The 19,627-nt window shown below is 27.5% G+C and carries 21 protein-coding genes; 19 read left to right on the top strand and 2 right to left on the bottom strand.

Annotated features, from left to right (window positions below; genetic code table 11):
- The first annotated feature begins 125 nt into the window (after positions 1-125).
- The 8 genes from T364_RS0104890 (at position 126) to T364_RS0104925 (ending at position 9,248) form a co-directional block, all read left to right on the top strand.
- A complete protein-coding gene (locus T364_RS0104890) occupies positions 126-377 on the top strand; it encodes a glutaredoxin (RefSeq protein WP_027128578.1) in 252 nt (83 codons plus the stop codon).
- Between the two features lie 25 nt (positions 378-402).
- The gene (locus T364_RS0104895) at positions 403-1,635 is read left to right on the top strand and encodes a dicarboxylate/amino acid:cation symporter (protein WP_027128579.1); all 1,233 of its coding nucleotides are present in this window, start codon (positions 403-405) and stop codon (positions 1,633-1,635) included.
- Between the two features lie 67 nt (positions 1,636-1,702).
- Positions 1,703-2,971 (top strand): L-cysteine desulfidase family protein, encoded by a 1,269-nt coding sequence (locus tag T364_RS0104900; RefSeq protein WP_027128580.1) that lies wholly within the window; start codon positions 1,703-1,705, stop codon positions 2,969-2,971.
- A 155-nt stretch (positions 2,972-3,126) separates the two neighbouring features.
- Complete coding sequence (locus T364_RS0104905; protein WP_027128581.1) at positions 3,127-3,375, top strand: glutaredoxin; 249 nt, start codon at positions 3,127-3,129, stop codon at positions 3,373-3,375.
- 21 nt (positions 3,376-3,396) lie between these two features.
- On the top strand, positions 3,397-4,632 hold the full coding sequence (locus tag T364_RS0104910; RefSeq protein WP_027128582.1) for a dicarboxylate/amino acid:cation symporter: 1,236 nt from the start codon (positions 3,397-3,399) through the stop codon (positions 4,630-4,632).
- Between the two features lie 90 nt (positions 4,633-4,722).
- On the top strand, positions 4,723-6,630 hold the full coding sequence (locus tag T364_RS11345; protein WP_051532652.1) for a sigma-54 interaction domain-containing protein: 1,908 nt from the start codon (positions 4,723-4,725) through the stop codon (positions 6,628-6,630).
- A 227-nt stretch (positions 6,631-6,857) separates the two neighbouring features.
- Positions 6,858-8,426, top strand: coding sequence for an AbgT family transporter (locus T364_RS0104920; RefSeq protein WP_027128583.1), 1,569 nt, complete (start codon positions 6,858-6,860; stop codon positions 8,424-8,426).
- A 99-nt stretch (positions 8,427-8,525) separates the two neighbouring features.
- Positions 8,526-9,248, top strand: a complete 723-nt coding sequence (locus T364_RS0104925) for a gamma-glutamyl-gamma-aminobutyrate hydrolase family protein (RefSeq protein ID WP_027128584.1) — start codon at positions 8,526-8,528, stop codon at positions 9,246-9,248.
- Positions 9,249-9,302: 54 nt separating this feature from the next.
- Here T364_RS0104925 and T364_RS0104930 read toward each other — a convergent pair whose 3' ends face one another.
- Together T364_RS0104930 and T364_RS10535 are read right to left on the bottom strand one after the other, a co-directional pair.
- Positions 9,303-9,896, bottom strand: coding sequence for a hypothetical protein (locus T364_RS0104930; protein WP_027128585.1), 594 nt, complete (start codon positions 9,894-9,896; stop codon positions 9,303-9,305).
- 60 nt (positions 9,897-9,956) lie between these two features.
- Entirely contained in the window at positions 9,957-11,591 is a 1,635-nt protein-coding gene (locus tag T364_RS10535; protein ID WP_051532653.1) for an FAD-dependent oxidoreductase, read from the bottom strand.
- Between the two features lie 139 nt (positions 11,592-11,730).
- Between T364_RS10535 and T364_RS0104940 the strand changes: the two genes are divergently transcribed.
- The 11 genes from T364_RS0104940 to atpD all read left to right on the top strand — a co-directional run bounded on the left by T364_RS0104940 (position 11,731) and on the right by atpD (position 19,627).
- Positions 11,731-12,105: a winged helix-turn-helix transcriptional regulator gene (locus T364_RS0104940; RefSeq protein WP_027128586.1), complete on the top strand. Its 375-nt coding sequence runs from the start codon at positions 11,731-11,733 to the stop codon at positions 12,103-12,105.
- Positions 12,106-12,274: 169 nt separating this feature from the next.
- Positions 12,275-12,988 (top strand): class I SAM-dependent DNA methyltransferase, encoded by a 714-nt coding sequence (locus tag T364_RS0104945; RefSeq protein WP_027128587.1) that lies wholly within the window; start codon positions 12,275-12,277, stop codon positions 12,986-12,988.
- 20 nt (positions 12,989-13,008) lie between these two features.
- Positions 13,009-13,218 carry an AtpZ/AtpI family protein gene (locus T364_RS0104950; protein ID WP_027128588.1) on the top strand — a complete coding sequence of 70 codons (210 nt, stop codon included), beginning with the start codon at positions 13,009-13,011 and terminating at the stop codon, positions 13,216-13,218.
- Positions 13,219-13,227: 9 nt separating this feature from the next.
- The gene (locus tag T364_RS0104955) at positions 13,228-13,602 is read left to right on the top strand and encodes an ATP synthase subunit I (RefSeq protein WP_027128589.1); all 375 of its coding nucleotides are present in this window, start codon (positions 13,228-13,230) and stop codon (positions 13,600-13,602) included.
- Between the two features lie 19 nt (positions 13,603-13,621).
- Positions 13,622-14,428, top strand: a complete 807-nt coding sequence (gene atpB / locus T364_RS0104960) for a F0F1 ATP synthase subunit A (RefSeq protein ID WP_035945391.1) — start codon at positions 13,622-13,624, stop codon at positions 14,426-14,428.
- A 28-nt stretch (positions 14,429-14,456) separates the two neighbouring features.
- Positions 14,457-14,729 (top strand): ATP synthase F0 subunit C, encoded by a 273-nt coding sequence (gene atpE, locus T364_RS0104965; protein WP_027128591.1) that lies wholly within the window; start codon positions 14,457-14,459, stop codon positions 14,727-14,729.
- A 34-nt stretch (positions 14,730-14,763) separates the two neighbouring features.
- Entirely contained in the window at positions 14,764-15,267 is a 504-nt protein-coding gene (gene atpF, locus T364_RS0104970) for a F0F1 ATP synthase subunit B (RefSeq protein ID WP_051532654.1), read from the top strand.
- A complete protein-coding gene (gene atpH, locus T364_RS0104975; protein ID WP_027128593.1) occupies positions 15,267-15,794 on the top strand; it encodes an ATP synthase F1 subunit delta in 528 nt (175 codons plus the stop codon). The genes atpF and atpH overlap by 1 nt, the downstream gene beginning before the upstream one ends.
- A gap of 26 nt (positions 15,795-15,820) precedes the next feature.
- On the top strand, positions 15,821-17,326 hold the full coding sequence (gene atpA / locus T364_RS0104980) for a F0F1 ATP synthase subunit alpha (RefSeq protein ID WP_027128594.1): 1,506 nt from the start codon (positions 15,821-15,823) through the stop codon (positions 17,324-17,326).
- Between the two features lie 14 nt (positions 17,327-17,340).
- Positions 17,341-18,192 (top strand): ATP synthase F1 subunit gamma, encoded by an 852-nt coding sequence (gene atpG / locus T364_RS0104985; protein WP_027128595.1) that lies wholly within the window; start codon positions 17,341-17,343, stop codon positions 18,190-18,192.
- 34 nt (positions 18,193-18,226) lie between these two features.
- Positions 18,227-19,627 (top strand): F0F1 ATP synthase subunit beta, encoded by a 1,401-nt coding sequence (gene atpD / locus T364_RS0104990; protein ID WP_027128596.1) that lies wholly within the window; start codon positions 18,227-18,229, stop codon positions 19,625-19,627.

Genomic DNA, 19,627 nt, shown 5'->3' on the forward strand with positions numbered 1-19,627 from the left:
TTTTTTATAGCTTTGGTTTGATTATAAACAAAAAGAGTTAAAAAAAGTAAAAAAATTTTTTTTATTTATGGCATAAAAATTGCTTTATAAATAATAAAAAATAAAATAATTTTTAAGGAGGAAAAATGAAAGTAACAGTTATAGGAAGTCACTTATGTGAAGATACAAGAAATGCTTTAGAGGTATTAAAAAGTAAAGGGGTAGAAATAGAATTTTTTAATATTTCTGAAAGTTTAGATTCTTTAAAAAAATACTTATCATACAGAGAAACAGAAGATATGTATAAAAAAGTAAGAGAAAATGGTGGAATAGGAATTCCATTATTAATTTTAGAAGATGGAACAAAAACTTTTGATATTAATGAAATAGTAAAATAAAAAGTTTAGATAGTAGGAGGGGTTTATGGAAAAGAAAAAAGGAATATGGGAAGCCTATAAATTTTCAATCATTTTAGTAGGAGCTATAATAATTGGAAGTTTAATAGGAGTTTATTTAGGAGAAGGGGCAAAAAAATTAAAGCCTTTTGGAGATTTATTTATTAATGGTATGTTCACTATTGTTGTTCCATTAGTATTAGTTACAATCAGTAGTTCTATTGCTGGAATGAACGATATGAATAGATTAGGAAAAATTTTAAAAACATTGCTTTTAACATTTGTCGGAACAGGAATTATTGCTTTTATTTATGTATTTATAACAGTAAAAGTATTTCCACCAGCTCAAGGAGTAGAATTAAGTATGCCTGCTGCTGAAGCTTTAAAACCATTCCAAACAGGAGACCAAATAGTAAAAGCTATAACAGTAACAGATTTTCCAGAATTAATATCTAGAAAAAATATGTTACCATTAATAATTTTCTCAATAGTATTTGGACTTTGTGTAAATATGATTGGAGAAAAAGGAAGAATAATAGCTAGAGGATTAGAAGCATTATCAGAAGTATTTTTAAAAATGATAGGACTTTTAATGTACTATGCTCCAATAGGATTAGGAGCTTATTTTGCTGCTTTAATTGGAGAACATGGTAAAGAATTATTAGGTTCTTATGCTAGAGCAATGGCTATTTATTATCCTTTATGTTTAGTATATATGTTTACAGCTTTCCCTTTATATGGGTATATAGCAGCTGGAAAAGAAGGAGTAAGAGCTTTAAAACATGTAATTTCACCAGCAATTACAGCTGTAGCTACTCAAAGTAGTATAGCTACTCTTCCTGTAAATTTAGATGCTTGTAAAGAAATTGGAGTTCCAAAAGATATAAGAGAAATAGTACTTCCAATAGGAGCTACAGCTCATATGGATGGAACAGTTTTAAGTTCAATTTTAAAAATATCTTTCTTATTTGGAATCTTCCAAGTACCATTTGAAGGAATGGGAACATATTTAAGTGCTTTAGCCCTATCAGTAGTAGGTGGAGTTGTTATGTCAGGAGTACCTGGTGGAGGATTAATTGGAGAGATGTTAATCGTTACTATGTATGGATTCCCAGCTGAAGCTTTCCCAATCATAGCTACAATAGGATATTTAGTTGACCCATTTGCTACAATGATAAATGCTAGTGGAGATACAATGGCTTCTATGTTAATAACAAGAGTTGTTGAAGGAAAAGATTGGATGAAGAAAAATTTAGGTTAAAAAATTAAACTAGACTGACTAAATGTCAGTCTATGTTTTTATGAAGAGAAAATTTTGGAGGGAGTATATGAAAGAATTAACAATATTAATAAAAAATGATATGAAACCAGCCCTTGGAGTAACAGAGCCTGGAGCTATAGCTTTTGCTGTATCAAAGGCTAAAAGTTATTTAAAAGAGGAAGTTGAAAAGGTAGAAGTTTTATTAAATTCAGGAATATATAAAAATGCTTTTACTTGTGGAATTCCAAACTCTAATGAATTTGGAAATAAATTTTCAGCTGCTTTAGGTTTAGTTGGAGGAAATCCTGAAAAAGAGTTGGAGTCTTTAGAAGATGTGACAGAAGAAGATAATAAAAAAGCTCAAAAACTTATTGATGAGGGAAAAATAGAGGTAAAATTAAATAAAATAAGTTCAGATATTTTTATTGAAGTAGAATTAAAAACTAAAAGTGAAAGTTGTAAATTAACAATAGAGGACACTCATACAAATATCACTTCAATTATTTTAAATGATAAAGAGATTTTTAGTAAAAAAACAGAGAAAACTCAAGCTAAAAAAGAAGAAATTGTAATTCATAAATATTCTTTAAAAGATATATTGGAATATGTAGAAACTGTAGATTATAATGAAATAAAATTTGTCTTAGATGCTCATAAAATGAATTTAGATTTATTTCAAGAGGGGTTATCAAATCCAAGAACAACTTTTGTAAAAGAGTTTTATAGATTAAATGGAAATAAAATATTTTCAGATGATGTATTAAAAACAGCTCAACTTATATGTAATGGAGCTATAGAAGCTAGAGTTTTAGGATTAAATGAACCAGCTATGAGTATTACAGGTTCTGGAGCTCATGGAATAATTACAACTTTACCTTTATATGCAGAATATAAGGTAAAAAATTTAAGTGAGGAAAAATTAGCTAGAGCAACAATGTTAAGTTATTTAATTTGTACTTATATAAAAGAATATTCTGGAAGATTGTCAGCTTTCTGTGGTTGTGGAATAGCTGGAGGAACAGGAGTAGCTTGTGGAATTGGATATTTAAGAGGAGCTAATGAAAAGGAAATAACAAATATTATTAATAATATGGCATCTGGTATAACTGGAATGATTTGTGATGGAGGAAATCAAGGGTGTACAATGAAAGGAATTGTAGCCACAGATTCAGCTTTTCGTTCAGTAGAATTAGCTATGAATAATATATTTATTTCAAATATCCATGGAATAAATGGAAATACTCCAGAAGAAACTATGAAAAATATGGGAAAAATAGCTTCTCCAGGAATGGAAGAAACTGAAAAAGTTATAGTGGATATATTTCAAGAAAAATAAATTTTAATATATAAGAGGATATTACAAGGTTTTTATTAAGAATGAATGTAATATCCTTTTTATTTTTATAAAAAAATTACTAATTTGTAACTGTTTTTATTTTTTTATGATATAATATGTTTAAAATTCTAAAATAAAATTATGAAAGGAGAAATATGAAAGTAACAGTTATAGGAAGTCATTTATGTAAAGATACAGTAGATGCTCTAGATATATTAAAAAATAAAAAAATAGAGGTAGAATTCTTAAATATATCAGAAGATTTAACATCTTTAAAAAAATACTTATCATATAGAGAGACAGAAGAGATGTATAATGAAGTAAGAAAAAATGGAGGAATTGGAATACCATTATTAATTTTAGAGGATGGAACAAAAACTTTTGATATAGATAAAATCTATTAAAAAATAAAAGGAGGAAAATCTATGGAAAAAAGAAAACAAAGTATATGGGAAGCCTATAAATTTTCAATAATTTTAATAGGTGCTATACTAATAGGTAGTTATATAGGTGCTCGTTTTGGTGAAAGTGCTAAAAAGTTAAAACCATTGGGAGATTTATTTATCAATGGTATGTTTACTATTGTTGTTCCTTTAGTTTTTGTTACAATAAGTAGCTCTATTTCTGCTATGAGTGATATGAAAAGACTGGGAAAAATATTAAAAACATTACTTTTAACATTTGTTGGAACAGGAATGTTTGCGTTTATATATATTTTTTGTGTAGTAAAAATATTTCCACCAGCTCAAGGAGTAGATTTAGTTTTAGAAACTCCAGAAGCTCTAAAAACTCTTCATACAGGTGAACAAATTGTAAGAGCTTTAACAGTAACAGATTTTCCAGAATTAATTTCTAAGGCAAATATGTTACCACTAATTCTTTTCTCAATAGTATTTGGATTATGTATAAATATGATTGGAGAAAAAGGAAAAATAATAGCTAGAGGATTAGATGCTTTAGCTGAAGTATTTTTAAAAATGATAGGACTTTTAATGTATTATGCTCCAATAGGATTAGGAGCTTATTTTGCTGCTTTAGTAGGAGAATATGGAGATAAATTAATAGGTTCTTATGCTAGAGCTATGTTAATATATTATCCTTTATGTATAGTTTATATGTTTACAGCTTTTCCATTATATGGATATATTTCAGGAGGAAAAGATGGAGTAAAAGCTTTAAAAAATTTAATTTCACCAGCAATTACAGCTGTGGCTACCCAAAGTAGTATTGCTACACTTCCTGTAAACTTAGAAGCTAGTAAGAAAATAGGTATTCCAAAAGATATAAGAGAAATAGTACTTCCAATAGGAGCTACAGCTCATATGGATGGAACAGTTATAAGTTCTATTTTAAAAATTTCTTTCTTATTTGGTGTATATCAAATTCCATTTGAAGGAACAGGAACTTATTTAAGTGCTTTGGCTCTATCAGTAATAGGTGGAGTTGTTATGTCAGGAGTACCTGGTGGTGGATTAATAGGAGAGATGTTGATTGTTAATATGTATGGATTCCCACCTGAAGCTTTCCCAATTATAGCTACAATAGGATATTTAGTTGACCCACCAGCTACAATGATAAATGCTAGTGGAGATACAGTAGCAGCTATGATTATTACAAGAGTTGTTGAAGGTAAAGATTGGCTTAAAAAAAATCTAGGATAAAATTATAAAAATAATTAATGGGAGTTGTTATGATATTTATAACAACTCCTAATTTATATAAAAATTAATTTAGAGAGAGGAAATAGCAAAATGTCTCAAAAAATAATAACAATTATAGCTAGAAATATAAAAATAATTGATTCAATGATAAAAGATTTAAAATTAGTTTTTGGAGAAACAATTTTATATAATTATATCACTTATAGTATGTTAGAAGACAATATTGAAATAAAAGGAGATTTGATTTTAGTTTCTCATCATAATGAAACAGAGAAGATAAAGCATCATTTAAAAAAAGATATAAAAATATTAATCTTTCAAAGAACATTTTGGGAAGAAGATATAAAAATTCTTTTAAAATTACCAAAAGGAACAAAAGCTCTAGTTGTTAATGATAGTGTAATGAATACTATTCAATCTACTAACTCTTTAAATAACTTAAACCTTTCAAATGTAACTTTTATTCCCTATTTAAAAGATAAAGAAATAGATGAAAGTATCAGTGTAGCAATAACTCCAGATGAAGAAAAATATGTACCTGATTGGATTAATAAGGTTATAAATATAGGTAATAGACATCTAGATATTATTACTTTTTTAGATATTATTCACTATTTAAAAATTTATGATGATAAGATACTAGATAATTTATTAAATTATTGTAGTAGAACAATTAATGACTTTATGGGAATAAAATCACAATATCGTAAAACAACTATTGAAAATTTACAACTAAAATATTTATTGAAAAATATTAATCAAGGAATTTTAGTGATTGATTCAAAAAATACAATAATTTTGAGTAATGATTATATACAAAAATTAATAAACTTATATATTGAAGATGGAAAAACAAAAATGGAAGAAATTTTTGATAAAAATATATTTGAGTTATTAAAAAATATGAATAAAAGCATAGAAAGTGTAACACTAGATACTAGAGAAATAATAGTTAAACATGAAAAAGAAGATTATTACGGAGAAGAGAGAGATGTATTTTATTTTAATGATGTAACATATTTACATTTATTAGAAAATACAATAAAGGAAAAAGTAATAAATAAAGGTTATATAGCTAATAAAAGCTTTGAAGATATAATATATAAATCAGAAAAAATGAAAGAATGTATAGAAAAATTAAAAATTTTTGCAAAATCAGATAAAACTATTTTGATTGAAGGGCAAAGTGGAACTGGAAAAGAAATTTTAGCTCAATCTATACATAACTATTCTATAAGAAAAATATATCCGTTTATAGCTATAAACTGTGCTGCTTTACCAGAAAGTTTATTAGAAAGTGAGTTATTTGGATATGAAAAAGGAGCTTTTACAGGAGCTAGCCATAATGGAAAGTTAGGATTATTTGAGCAAGCGAATAATGGGACAATTTTTTTAGATGAAATAGGGGATATGCCTTTGAGCTTACAAGCTAAGTTATTAAGAGTTTTACAGGAAAAACAAGTGATGAGATTAGGAAGTAGTAAGGTAATATCTATCAATGTTAGAATTATAGCAGCAACAAACCAAGACTTGAAAACTAAAATTTCAGAAGGAAAATTTAGAGAAGATTTATATTATAGATTGAATGTTTTACCTTCAAAAATTCCAATTTTATCAGATAGAAAAGAGGATATTCTTCCAATTTTCTACCATTTTACAAAATTAAAAAAAGTATCTAATGATATAGAAAAAAAATTATTGAATTATTCTTGGCCTGGAAATGTTAGAGAGCTTCAAAATGTAGCAGAATATTATTTAATAATGAAAGATACAGCACATCCTTTACCAGAATTTATGAATTTTTTAAATTCGGAGGATGTAATAAAAGAGAAAGTTTTAAAAATAATTAGCTTATCTGAAGGAATAGGTAGAGAAAAATTGTATGAAAAATTATCTGGAGAAATTAGTGAATATAAATTAAGAAAGATTATAGAAAAACTGAAAAAAGAAGGAAAAATAAAAGTATTAAAAGGACGAAAAGGTATAGTATTAAATTAAAATGGATGAAATAATAAAAAACAGGGTGAAATTAATAGCTCTGTTTTTTTATTGGGGTGTTTTTTCAAGGTAAATACAAGGATTTATTTTGGCATGAAATTTGCTTTTTAATATTAAAAAATATTTAAACAGTAATAAAAATGTATATTTCTTTTTAATATTATTCAGAAAATAAAAAAATAATATAATTTAAAATTTATAAATTTATTTTAAGGAGGAAAGTCTTTATGAAGCAAAAAACAAAATACATGTCAGTTTTAGAAAAATTTATGAAAATAGTAGAAGTTGGTGGAAATAAACTACCTCATCCACTAGTATTATTTACTTATTTAACAATTTTTATTTTAATTTTATCTTTTATTTTAGCTAAATTAAATGTTTCTGTAACATATTTAACAACATCAAAAGAAGGTTTGAAAGAAGTTACAGTTAATGCTTATAATCTATTATCAAAAGAATTTTTTAGAACTTTTGTAAAAGATTTCGTAAATATATATATAGGATTCTTCCCTATTGGATTAGTTGTAGTTATGATGTTTGGAGTTTCTGTAGCTGAAAAATCTGGTTTAATATCAGCTTTAATGAAAAAATTAGTTTTTGGAGCTCCAGATTATTTAGTTACATTTATTGTAGCTATAGTAGGTATTTGTGCTAATCTAGCTTCTGATGCTGGTATAGTTTTTGCCCCAGCCATTGGAGGAGCTGTATTCTTTGCTTTAGGACGTCATCCTTTTGCTGGAATTATGGCTGGATATGTGGCTGCTTATGGAGGATTTTCAGCAAACCTATTAATAGCTGGTACAGACGCCCTTTTAGCTGGAATAACTCAATCTATAATTTCTGGATTTACTTCAGAACCAGTTAATATTCATCCTTTAATGAACTGGTTTGTAATGGCTTCTTCAACAATAATGCTTGCTGCTGTAGTTACTATTGTAACAGAAAAAATAATAACACCTATTTTAGGAAAATTTGACCCAGCTGATGAAACATTAAAAGTACCTTCAAAAGAGGAATTAACTTTAACTGAAACTGAAAATAAAGGATTAAAAGCTGTAGGAATTACAACTATTATATTTATTTTAGGATTATTTATACTTTCTTATCCTAAAAATGCTTTCTTTAGAAATGCTTCAGGTAATTTATTACCTACTTCTCCTCTAACACAAGGATTAATGTTTATAATATTTTTATATTTTATGTTAATTGGATATTTTTATGGTAAAGTAACAAAAACTATTACATCTGGAAAAGACATAGCTAAATTTATGCAAAGTGGATTAGAGGGAGTTTCTGGGTTCTTAATAGTATGTTTACCAGCTTCAATGTTTATACATTTCTTTACAAAAAGTAATATTTCTACTTTAATAGGAGTTGGTGGAGCTCATTTTGTAGAAAGAATGGATATTTCAGGAATTCCATTAGTAATAATGTTAATACTTTTGACAGCATTTATGAACCTATTTATAAGTAGTGGTAGTTCTAAATGGTTAATTATAGGTCCTATATTTGTTCCAATGTTTTATATGTTAGGTATTCATCCAGCAACTACTCAAATGGCTTATAGAATAGGAGATTCTACAACTAACATTATTTCTCCAGTTTCAGCTTATATTCCTGTTATTTTAGGTATGATGGAAAAATATAGAAGTAAAAATCAAGAGTTAGGAATTGGAAGTGTTCTTTCTTTAACTATTCCTTATTCAGTAATATTATTAGTTATCTGGATAATATTCTTTACTATTTGGTTATTAATAGGATTACCTATGGGACCAGGAACACCAGCATTTTTATAAAATATAAGCTAAAAACTTTTAACTTATATAAAAATATCATATAATAATTTAAAGAAATCAAATAAATTTAATAAAAAATATAAAGGAGTAAAATTTATTATGAAAAAAAAAGTAATAGGAATTTCTTCAGACTTCTTTTTCATAGAGAATAAAGTTTCAGAAAGTTTTAGAAGATTATTCATAAATGAAGATTATACAAAAGCCATTGAATTGGCAGGAGGAATCCCTTTAGTTATTCCTCTTTCAAATGATAAAGAATTACTAAAAGAAACTCTTAGCTTATGTGATGCTTTACTTTTAACAGGAGGAGCGGATATAGACCCTTTTCTTTATAATGAAGAGAGAACAAAAAATTTAGGAAATATTAAACCAGAAAGAGATTTTTATGAAAAAGAACTATATTCAATAGCAAAAGAGATGAAACTTCCAATTTTAGGAATATGTAGAGGAATGCAACTTATAAATGTTTTAGAGGGAGGGACTCTTTATCAAGATTTAGGATATAGAGAGTGTAAAGAAAATAATATCGAACATTTACAAAAAGATAATAAAAATTATCCTTGTCATTATGTTTCTATAGAAGAAAATTCTTATTTATTTGAAATATTTAACTCTAAAAAAATAGCTGTTAATTCTTATCATCATCAAGCTGTGAAAAAATTATCTTCTAAATTTATTTTAACAGCTCAATCATCAGATGGAATAGTAGAAGGATTTGAAAATAAAGAAGAAAAAATAATGTGTGTTCAATGGCATCCTGAAAAAATGTTAGATGATTGTAAAATGTTAGAAATTTTTAAATTTTTTATTTCAAGGATTTAATAAAAAAGTTTATATAAAAGGGTTATTGTTTAACAATAACCCTTTTATTAATATTTATTGTGGTAGTAACATTATATGAGTGGCATATGTATTTCCTGGAATAACAGTAGCATAAGGATAATACCAAGCTATAATTTTACTTCCTACTTTAATATCATTAATAGTTACAATATTTCTAGTTTTATATGGGAAAATCTTAGTCTCTTCATCAGTTTTAATATATAAATTACCATTATTTGTTAAAAGTTTTATTCCATCTTCTTCTTGAATAATATTTTCTATTATATGATATTGTCCACACATAGTATCTTGAGGAATATCTCTCATAATTACAAGAGCTGGACTTTGTGGTGGAAGAGAGGCAGTAGCTATATTTGAGTGAAATACATAAACTCTCTCATCAGTACCGAAATTATTAGTAGGAGCTGGGATTTTTCTTCCACTATCAATACAAATAGTTTCTTCTGAAAGGTGGAAAATATACTCTCCTTTATTTTCAGAATTTAATAATAAAGATTTTACTTTTCCATTATCATCATTTATCACTTTTTCAATTTTTCCATAATAAAGAGAAAAATTATTATTTGCTAAAAGGATAGTTGATGAAAATATCAAAATAATAAACATAGTAAAAAATTTTTTTAACATAAAAAAACCTCCAAAATATAATTATATTTCGAAGGTTAGACATTTAAAATCTTATTTTAGTTATATTTTTAATTTACTTTTAAATCCTCCAGCAATATTTTTTACTTTATAACCAAGAGAAGTTAAAAATCTATATGCTATATATCCTCTAAGCCCCACAGCACAGTAGGCCCAAATTTCTTTATCCTTAGGTAATTCATTATATCTTTCTCTAAGTTGTCCAAGAGGAATATTTATAGAATGTTCAAACTGTCCAACAACAACTTCAAACTCCTCTCTTACATCAAGAATAATATTTTTATCTTTATCAAAATCTTTTAAATTTTCTACAAAAATTTGTTCTACCAAATTATCTTCAATATTTTCTCCAATAAATCCACTCATATTAACAGGAGATTTGGCTGAAGAATAAGGTGGAGCATAAGCTAAATCAAGTTCTGATAAATCTTCTATAGTACCTCTAAATTTTAAAACAGTGGCTATAACATCAATAAATTTATCTGCTCCTTTAACTCCAACAGCTTGAGCTCCTAAAACTTTTTTACTTTCTTTTTCATATAAAAGTTTTATACTTATAGGTGTAGCTCCAGGATAATAATTAGCATGGTCATTAGGGTGAAGATACATTTTTTCATATTTTTTACCAAGGACTTTTATACTTCTCTCATTTAATCCTGTAGAAGCTCCTGTTAAAGAAAATACTTTTATAACAGAAGTTCCAAAACTTCCTTTATATGTTTTACCTTTTTCCATAATATTATCAGCTACTATTCTTCCTTGTCTATTGGCAGGACCAGCTAAAGCTATAGATACATCTTGACCTGTTACAAAATGTTTTACCAAAATGGCATCTCCAAGAGCATAAATATCTTTTATATTAGTTTCAAGAGAATCGTTTACTAAAATATGACCTCTCTCTCCTAGATTTATTCCTGAATTTTTTAAGAAATTTGTATCAGGAGTTACACCAATAGCTAGGATTACCATATCTCCCTCAACCTTATTTCCATTTTCAAGAGAAATTACTACTCTCTCATTTTTTTCTTCAAATTTTATTACTTTATTATTTGTTAATAAATTAACTCCATTACTCATAAGTTCAACTTCTAAAAGATTAGAAATTTCACTGTCAAAAGGAGCAAGGATACTAAGAGCAGCCTCGATAATAGTTGTATTAACCCCTTTTTCTTGTAAATTTTCAGCAGCCTCTATTCCAATAAAGCCACCACCAATTACAATGGCATCTTTAATAGGTTTTTCTTTTAATTTTTCCATAATTTTATCAAGGTCAGTTACATTTCTAAGAGTATAAATATTATTTCCATTAATTCCTTCAATAGGTGGAACTAAAGGCTTAGCTCCAGGAGCTAATACAAGATAATCAAAAGTTTCTGTATATTCTCCAACATTATTTTTAATGACTACTTTTTTATTACTAGAATCAACAGATATTACTTCACTATTAATTCTTACATCTATATTAAATCTCTTTTTTAATTTTTCAGGAGTTTGAACTAATAAGCTTTCTCTATTTTCAATTACTCCACTGATGTGATAGGGTAATCCACAATTAGCAAAAGATACATGTTGCCCTTTTTCAAGTAAAATAATTTCTAAATTTTCATTTAATCTTCTAAGTCTAGTAGCAGTAGAAGCTCCTCCAGCTACTCCTCCAACAATTAAAACTTTTTTCATAATTACCTCCTTAAAATAATTATTTTATAATCTCATTATAGATTAAATATCATTTTTAGTAAAGTACAGTCTTTTTTGTCCATATTTACTTTTTTGTCTGTAAGTAATAAAATATAGAAAATGCTAAGGAGGGGATAGTATGGATTCTAATAAACAATATAACTGTTATTTTGAATTGACTCTTGATATAATGGGTGGAAAATGGAAACCAATAATTTTATATTATATAAATTCTAATGGAGTTGCAAGGCATAGTGATTTAAAAAGATTTATTCCAAGTATAAATGAAAGAATGTTAACAAGACAACTAAGAGAATTGGAAACTGACCTATTAATTAAAAGAAAAGTATATCCTGTTGTCCCACCAAAAGTAGAATATTCTCTTACAGAGTATGGAAAATCTTTAATTCCAATATTATCTTCATTAGTTCAGTGGGGAAAAGATTACGCTAATTCTAGAAATTTTACAAATTTTAAAATGGATATATCCAACAAAAATGAAGAATTAAAATAGAAAAGTACTAAAATAAAAAAACATGTGTGGTTAAAAATTGATATTTCATAAAGAAAAAATTAATAAAAAATGGTAAAAAATTTATTTTAGCTTGATATATAGATTCTTTTATGAGATAATGTCTTTAATAAAAAAGGATATTAAAAAAAATTTGGGAACAGTGGGGAATATGTACAAAAATTTTTCTAAAATATATGATAAATTTATGGAAAATTGTAATTATGATGATTGGACACAATTTTTAAAAAATATAATTTCTGATTATAAATTACAAGATAAAAAAATATTAGATTTAGGTTGTGGTACTGGAGAAATTCTTTTGAGGTTGGAAGAATATAATTGTAGTGGATTAGATTTATCTTCCGAGATGTTAAAAAAAGCAAATATTAAATTGAAAGGAAAGAATATACCACTTTTCTTAGGAGATATGCGAGAATTTAATACAGGAGAAAAGTATGGTATTATTTTTTCTTTTTTTGATACTTTAAATCATTTAACTTCTAATGAGGATTTACTAGATACTTTTAATAGTGTAAAAAACTCTTTAGAAGATGGTGGAATTTATATATTTGATGTTGTAGATAGAGAGTTTATGGATAAGATGTTTCCTAATGGTGTTTTTGCTGATGTTAGAAAAGATTTTTCTATGATATGGGAGCATGAAGTTGAAGAAGAATCAGGATTAGATATAATTGAAGCTACATATTTTATAAAAAATAAAAATAAAACTTATGATAGATTTGCTGAAGTTTATGAGAAAAAAATATTTACAAAAGAAGAAATAGAATCTGCTTGTAATTTAAGTGGATTATCTGTCGAAAAAATTATTGTAGATGAAAATTTAGCTGGAAAAAGATATTTTTATATTTTAAAAAATAATTAAAATAGTTTTGAAGAGGAAAAATGTTAAAGTTTAATAAAGATTTTTTTAGATATTTTGCCTTATTAGGGACATTAGGATTCGTTATAATTGGGAATATTTTAGTTTCTTTAAGCATATATTTTCTTATACAAAAATTTTTCTTTGAAAGCCATTTACTATTTATAATATTTTTACTTTTAGGAGTAGTAAGTGGGTTTTATAGTGTATATAAACAAATAATGAAAAAGTAGAGAGGCATTATGGAAGATATAAAAAAAATTATAAAAAATTCATTAATAACCTCTATAATAGTTTTAGTTTATGGCTTAATAGTAGGAAGTAAAGAAGTATATGGAGGAATGTTTTTAGGTTCTCTAATATCTATTTTTTGCTTTTATACTATCTATTTAGATGTAAAGACTTCTTTATTAAAAGGAGCAAGTTTTAAAAGTGGTGTTCTAAACTATTTAAAAAGATACTTTATTTATTGTGTATCTTTAGGAATTTCGATTTATTTTTTTAGTTTGGGAATGATGTTAGGTACTGCCATAGGACTATTGAATATTAGATTCAATATATTACTGATGGTTTTATATAAAAATCTTTTAAAGTGGAAAGATAAGTATCTAAAATAGGGAAAGAGAGGAGATTTTTATGAGTATTACTTTTATGACTCCACCTCTAGTGGAAGGACCTAAAGTAGTCTTTTATATTCCACTTCCAGAATTCTTAGACAAATTTCCATTAGCAATGGAAATGGGTAATGGAAAAGTTGGATTACCTGTAAGTATGACTGTAGTTGCTACTTGGTTTTGTATGTTTGTACTATTCCTATTATTTAGGTTAGGAACAAGAAAAATGGAATTAATTCCAACAAGTAAATTACAGATAATGCTTGAATCTCTTTATAATTTCTTAGATGGAATTATAACTCAGATGTTAGGTAAATGGAAAAAGAGATACTTTAGCTTTATTTCTTGTTTATGTTTGTTTATATTTACAGGAAATATCCTTATGTTTTTTCCTATTCCGTGGGCCTCTTTTTCAGAAGAGGGGGTTGTTTTAGCTCCAGCTTTTAGAGCTCCAACAGCTGATTTGAATACAACATTAGGACTAGCTATATTGACTACAATAGTCTTTGTTGGAACAAATATTTCACAGGGAGGAATATTAGGATATTTAAAAGGATTTACAGAGCCAGTACCAATAATGTTACCACTTAATATAATTGGGGAATTAGCAAAACCAGTAAATATGTCTTTCAGATTGTTTGGAAATATGTTTGCTGGAATGGTAATACTAGGACTTCTATATAAAGTTGTTCCAGCTGTTATTCCAGCCCCACTACATTTATATTTTGATTTATTTAGTGGAGCCGTACAAAGCTTTGTATTCACAATGTTAGCTCTAGTACATATAAAAGGAGCTTTAGGGGATTCTGAACCCCAATTAGGACAATAATAAAAACAAAAATTTAGGAGGTAGAAATATGGATATGTTATTAGCAAAAACAATAGTTTTAGCAGCATCAGCAGTAGGAGCAGGTTGTGCTATGATAGCTGGATTAGGACCAGGAATAGGGGAAGGATTTGCAGCTGGGAAAGCTGTAGAAGCTGTAGCAAGACAACCAGAAGCTAAAGGAGATATAATTTCTACAATGATTTTAGGATGTGCCATAGCAGAGTCAACAGGAATTTACTCTCTAGTTGTAGCAATGATATTATTATATGCAAACCCACTTATATCAGCATTAGCAAAATAAAAAATTGTTATAGAACTGGAAAGGAGGGAGTATTTTGGCAACACAAACAATGCCCGCTATTTCAATTGATGTCAATATGTTTTGGCAAATAATCAACTTCTTTGTTTTAATAGTTGTTTTTAATAAATATTTTAAAAAACCTTTAGGAAGAATAATTAAAGAAAGAAGAGAAAAAATATCAGGAGATTTAGAGGAAGCTAAAAAGAATAAAGAGATAGCTGAAGCTGAAGTAGAAAAAGCTAAAGTTATATTAAGAGAAGCAAAAGATGAAGCTCATAAAATAATAACAACTGCTGAGAAAAAGGCAGATGAAAGAAGAGAAGAAATAATAAAAAGTGCCACATTCCAAAGAGACAAAATTCTAAAAAGTGCTGAAATAGAAGTAGAAAAAATGAAAGAAAAAGCAAGAAAAGACATTAAAGAAGAAATGCAAAAAATAGCTGTCCAACTTGCTGAAAAACTTGTAAATGAAAAATTAGATTCTAAAAAAGGAAGTGCTTTAATAGATAACTTTATAGATGAGATGGGAGATGCTTAATGGCAGACAATAAAGTTGGAAAAAGATATGCTGAAGCAATTTATTCAGTAGGAGAATCTAATAATAATTTAAAAGAAATTTATGAAGCACTTAATCTTTTAATGGAGATGTATTTAAAAGATAAAGAGTTTAAAAATATAATAAATCATCCATTAATATCTTTGGAAGAAAAAAAAGATTTCTTAAGTAAAATATATTTTTCAGAAAAAGAAAAAGTAAAAGATATTATATTCTATCTTTTAGAAAAAGGAAGAATAATAGATATTAAAGAAATTGTAGCTGAATATTTAAAAATTTATTATCTAAAAAATAAAATTTTAGATGTAGAAGCTACATTTGCTCAAGATATAACAGAAAAACAAAGAGAAAGATTAATCAAAAATTTAGAAAAAAGAACTAATAAAAAAATTAATCTTAAAGTTAATATTGATAAGTCAATAATTGGTGGAGGAATTTTAAAAATAGGTGACAAGATAATAGATGGAACTATAAAAACTCAATTAAAGACTTTAATCAAACAAGATTAACATACACATAATCGGAGGTGTATTAGGTGAGAATCAGACCAGAAGAGGTTAGTAATATTATAAAAACTGAAATAGAAAACTATAAAAAAAGTCTTGATATTAAAACTTCAGGTTCTGTATTAGAAGTAGGTGACGGTATTGCTAGAGTATACGGACTTAGTGATGCAAAAGCAGGAGAATTATTAGAGTTTCCAAATAAAATAATGGGAATGGTACTTAACCTAGAAGAAAATAACGTTGGAGTTATCATATTTGGGGATTTCTCTCAAATAAAAGAGGGAGATGAAGTAAAATCTACAGGAAGAATAGTTTCAATTCCAGCAGGAGAAGATTTTTTAGGAAGAGTTGTTAATGCTTTAGGAGAACCTATAGATGGAAAAGGAGAAATAACTCCTAAAAAATATATGGAACTTGAAAGAAAAGCATCAGGAATTATATCAAGAAAACCTGTATTTGAACCTTTACAAACAGGAATTAAATCTATAGACGGAATGGTTCCTATTGGAAGAGGACAAAGAGAACTTATAATAGGTGATAGACAAACAGGAAAAACAGCAGTAGCTGTAGACGCTATTATAAATCAAAAAGGAACAGGAGTAAAATGTATATATGTAGCTATTGGACAAAAAAGGTCTACAGTAGCTCAAATATATAAAAAATTAGAAGATTTAGGGGCTATGGAATATACAACAATAGTAGCAGCCACAGCTTCAGAAGCAGCTCCTTTACAATATATGGCTCCATATTCAGGAGTTGCTATGGCAGAGTATTTTATGGATAAAGGTGAACATGTGTTAATCGTTTATGATGATTTAACAAAACATGCTGTAGCTTATAGAGAAATGTCTCTATTATTAAAAAGACCACCTGGAAGAGAAGCTTATCCAGGAGATGTATTCTATTTACATTCAAGATTACTTGAAAGAGCAGCAAAACTTTCAGATGAATTAGGTGGAGGTTCAATAACAGCTTTACCAATAATCGAGACTCAAGCTGGAGACGTAGCTGCTTATATTCCAACAAACGTTATTTCAATAACTGATGGTCAAATATTCCTAGATTCACAATTATTTAACTCAGGATTTAGACCAGCTATAGATGCTGGAATATCAGTTTCAAGGGTTGGAGGAGCAGCTCAAATAAAGGCAATGAAACAAGTAGCAGCAAAAGTAAAACTAGAATTAGCTCAATATACAGAGTTATTAACATTTGCTCAATTTGGTTCTGATTTAGATAAATCTACAAAGGCTCAATTAGAGAGAGGACATAGAATAATGGCTATGTTAAAACAACCTCAAAATAAACCTTATCCAGTAGAAGAACAAGTAATTTCTTTCTTTGCAGTAACTAAAGGATTCTTTGATGATATAGATGTAGATAAAGTTTTAGACTTTGAAGTTAATTTAATTAAAGAACTAAGAAATACTACAAATTTATTAAATGAAATAAAAGAAAAACAAGCTTTAGATAAAGAATTAGAAGATAAAATTTCTACTGCAATAAAAGAATATAAAAAACAATATATTAAATAAAAAGAGGTGAATATATGGCTGGTTCTAAAGAAATTAAAAGTAGAATAAAAAGTGTTCAGTCTACTCACCAAATAACAAAAGCTATGGAAGTTGTTTCAACTACTAAATTTAAAAAATTCTCTGAAAAAGTTTTAAAATCTCGTGATTATTCAGAGAGTATTCATAAAATTATGTCAAATATAGCTGCAGGAATAAAATCTGAGAGACATCCTCTTTTTGATGGAAGGGAAACTGTAAAAAAAATAGGAATTATAGTTTTAACTTCTGATAGAGGACTTTGTGGAAGTTTTAATAGTTTGACATTAAAAAAATTAAAAGAGGTAGAAGAAAAAAATAAAGATAAAAAAATATCAGTCATAGTTGTTGGAAAAAAAGGAAAAGAATATTGTTCTAAAAGAAGTTATGATATAAAAGCAGAATATACTCAAATTATTCCTGAAACTATATATGATAAAGCTAAAGAAATAAGTGAAAATATTGTAGAATATTATTATTCTGATATATTTGATGAAGTATATTTAATTTACAATAAATTTATTTCAGCTTTAAGAAGTGACCTTTTAGTTAAAAAAATTATTCCTATCGAAAGAGTAGAGACAAATAAAAATATGTCATATATTTTTGAACCAGATGCAGAAGCTGTTTTATCTGATTTATTACCTAAATATATAAATATAGAATTATATCAGGCAATGTTAGAAAACACAGCTAGTGAACACTCAGCTAGAAAAAACGCTATGAAGAGTGCTAACGATAATGCAGAAGAAATGATGAAAGAATTGAATTTACAATATAATAGAGAAAGACAGGCTGCTATAACTCAAGAAATCACAGAGATAGTAGGAGGAGCACCTGCCTTAAAATAATTAATACAATTTGATTAACAGGGAGGTTAAAAAATTGGAAAATAGAGGAATTCTAACACAGGTAATAGGACCAGTAGTAGATATTCTATTTAAAGACAATTTACCTAAAATATACAATGCTTTAAAGGTACAAAATGGAGATAAAGAATTAGTTCTTGAAGTAGCTCAACATATAGGAAATAATATGGTAAGAACAATAGCTATGGATGATACTAATGGATTACAAAGAGGAATGGAAGTAATCGATACTGGAGCTCCAATAACAGTACCTGTGGGTAAAGCTGTTCTTGGTAGAATATTGAATGTATTAGGACAACCAGTTGATAATAATGGACCTATTGTTACAGAAGAAAAACTTCCTATACATAGACCAGCTCCTGATTTTGAATCTCAAGGAACAGAAGTTGAGATATTTGAAACAGGAATAAAAGTAATAGACTTATTAGCTCCTTATATAAAAGGAGGAAAAATAGGATTATTTGGAGGAGCTGGAGTAGGAAAAACAGTTTTAATAATGGAGTTAATAAATAATATAGCTAAAGGTCATGGAGGACTTTCTGTATTTGCCGGAGTAGGAGAAAGAACAAGAGAAGGAAGAGACCTTTATAATGAGATGACTGAGTCAGGAGTTTTATCAAAAACTTCACTTGTTTATGGACAAATGAATGAACCACCTGGAGCAAGACTTAGAGTAGGATTAACAGGACTTACAATAGCAGAAAACTTTAGAGATAAAGAGGGACAAGATGTACTTCTATTTATAGATAATATATTTAGATTTACTCAAGCTGGTTCTGAAGTATCAGCTCTATTAGGAAGAACACCTTCAGCTGTTGGATATCAACCAAACCTTGCAACAGAAATGGGAGCTTTACAAGAAAGAATAACTTCAACAAAAACAGGTTCAATAACATCAGTTCAAGCAGTATATGTACCAGCTGATGACTTAACAGACCCAGCTCCAGCAACAACATTCTCCCATCTAGATGCTACAACAGTTCTTTCAAGAAGAATAGCTTCTCTTGGAATATATCCAGCTGTTGACCCATTAGATTCAACATCTAAAGCTCTAGACCCAGAGATTGTTGGTAAAGAACATTATGATGTAGCTAGAGAAGTTCAAGCTGTATTACAAAGATATAAAGAATTACAAGATATCATAGCTATTTTAGGAATGGATGAATTATCTGATGAAGATAAATTAGCTGTTTCTAGAGCAAGAAAAATAGAGAGATTTTTCTCACAACCATTTACAGTAGCAGAACAATTTACAGGAATGCAAGGAAAATATGTTCCTATAAAAGAAACTGTAAGAGGATTTAAAGAAATATTAGAAGGTAAATATGATGATTTACCAGAACAAGCTTTCTTATATGTAGGAACAATTGAGGAAGCAGTAGCTAAAGGAAGAGAGTTATTGAAGGGAGCTGAATAA

The organism is Fusobacterium perfoetens ATCC 29250, from assembly GCF_000622245.1.
In the GTDB taxonomy this organism is placed as follows: domain Bacteria; phylum Fusobacteriota; class Fusobacteriia; order Fusobacteriales; family Fusobacteriaceae; genus Fusobacterium_B; species Fusobacterium_B perfoetens.

Coding starts and splice junctions, on each gene's coding strand:
- T364_RS0104955 (WP_027128589.1), top strand. CDS start 13,228: ATGGAAGATATAAAAAAAATTATAAAAAATTCATTAATAACCTCTATA.
- T364_RS0104930 (WP_027128585.1), bottom strand. CDS start 9,896: ATGTTAAAAAAATTTTTTACTATGTTTATTATTTTGATATTTTCATCA.
- T364_RS11345 (WP_051532652.1), top strand. CDS start 4,723: ATGTCTCAAAAAATAATAACAATTATAGCTAGAAATATAAAAATAATT.
- atpE (WP_027128591.1), top strand. CDS start 14,457: ATGGATATGTTATTAGCAAAAACAATAGTTTTAGCAGCATCAGCAGTA.
- T364_RS0104895 (WP_027128579.1), top strand. CDS start 403: ATGGAAAAGAAAAAAGGAATATGGGAAGCCTATAAATTTTCAATCATT.
- T364_RS0104920 (WP_027128583.1), top strand. CDS start 6,858: ATGAAGCAAAAAACAAAATACATGTCAGTTTTAGAAAAATTTATGAAA.
- T364_RS0104890 (WP_027128578.1), top strand. CDS start 126: ATGAAAGTAACAGTTATAGGAAGTCACTTATGTGAAGATACAAGAAAT.
- atpH (WP_027128593.1), top strand. CDS start 15,267: ATGGCAGACAATAAAGTTGGAAAAAGATATGCTGAAGCAATTTATTCA.
- T364_RS0104925 (WP_027128584.1), top strand. CDS start 8,526: ATGAAAAAAAAAGTAATAGGAATTTCTTCAGACTTCTTTTTCATAGAG.
- atpB (WP_035945391.1), top strand. CDS start 13,622: ATGAGTATTACTTTTATGACTCCACCTCTAGTGGAAGGACCTAAAGTA.
- T364_RS0104940 (WP_027128586.1), top strand. CDS start 11,731: ATGGATTCTAATAAACAATATAACTGTTATTTTGAATTGACTCTTGAT.
- atpG (WP_027128595.1), top strand. CDS start 17,341: ATGGCTGGTTCTAAAGAAATTAAAAGTAGAATAAAAAGTGTTCAGTCT.
- T364_RS0104900 (WP_027128580.1), top strand. CDS start 1,703: ATGAAAGAATTAACAATATTAATAAAAAATGATATGAAACCAGCCCTT.
- T364_RS0104945 (WP_027128587.1), top strand. CDS start 12,275: ATGTACAAAAATTTTTCTAAAATATATGATAAATTTATGGAAAATTGT.
- T364_RS0104910 (WP_027128582.1), top strand. CDS start 3,397: ATGGAAAAAAGAAAACAAAGTATATGGGAAGCCTATAAATTTTCAATA.
- T364_RS0104950 (WP_027128588.1), top strand. CDS start 13,009: ATGTTAAAGTTTAATAAAGATTTTTTTAGATATTTTGCCTTATTAGGG.
- T364_RS0104905 (WP_027128581.1), top strand. CDS start 3,127: ATGAAAGTAACAGTTATAGGAAGTCATTTATGTAAAGATACAGTAGAT.
- T364_RS10535 (WP_051532653.1), bottom strand. CDS start 11,591: ATGAAAAAAGTTTTAATTGTTGGAGGAGTAGCTGGAGGAGCTTCTACT.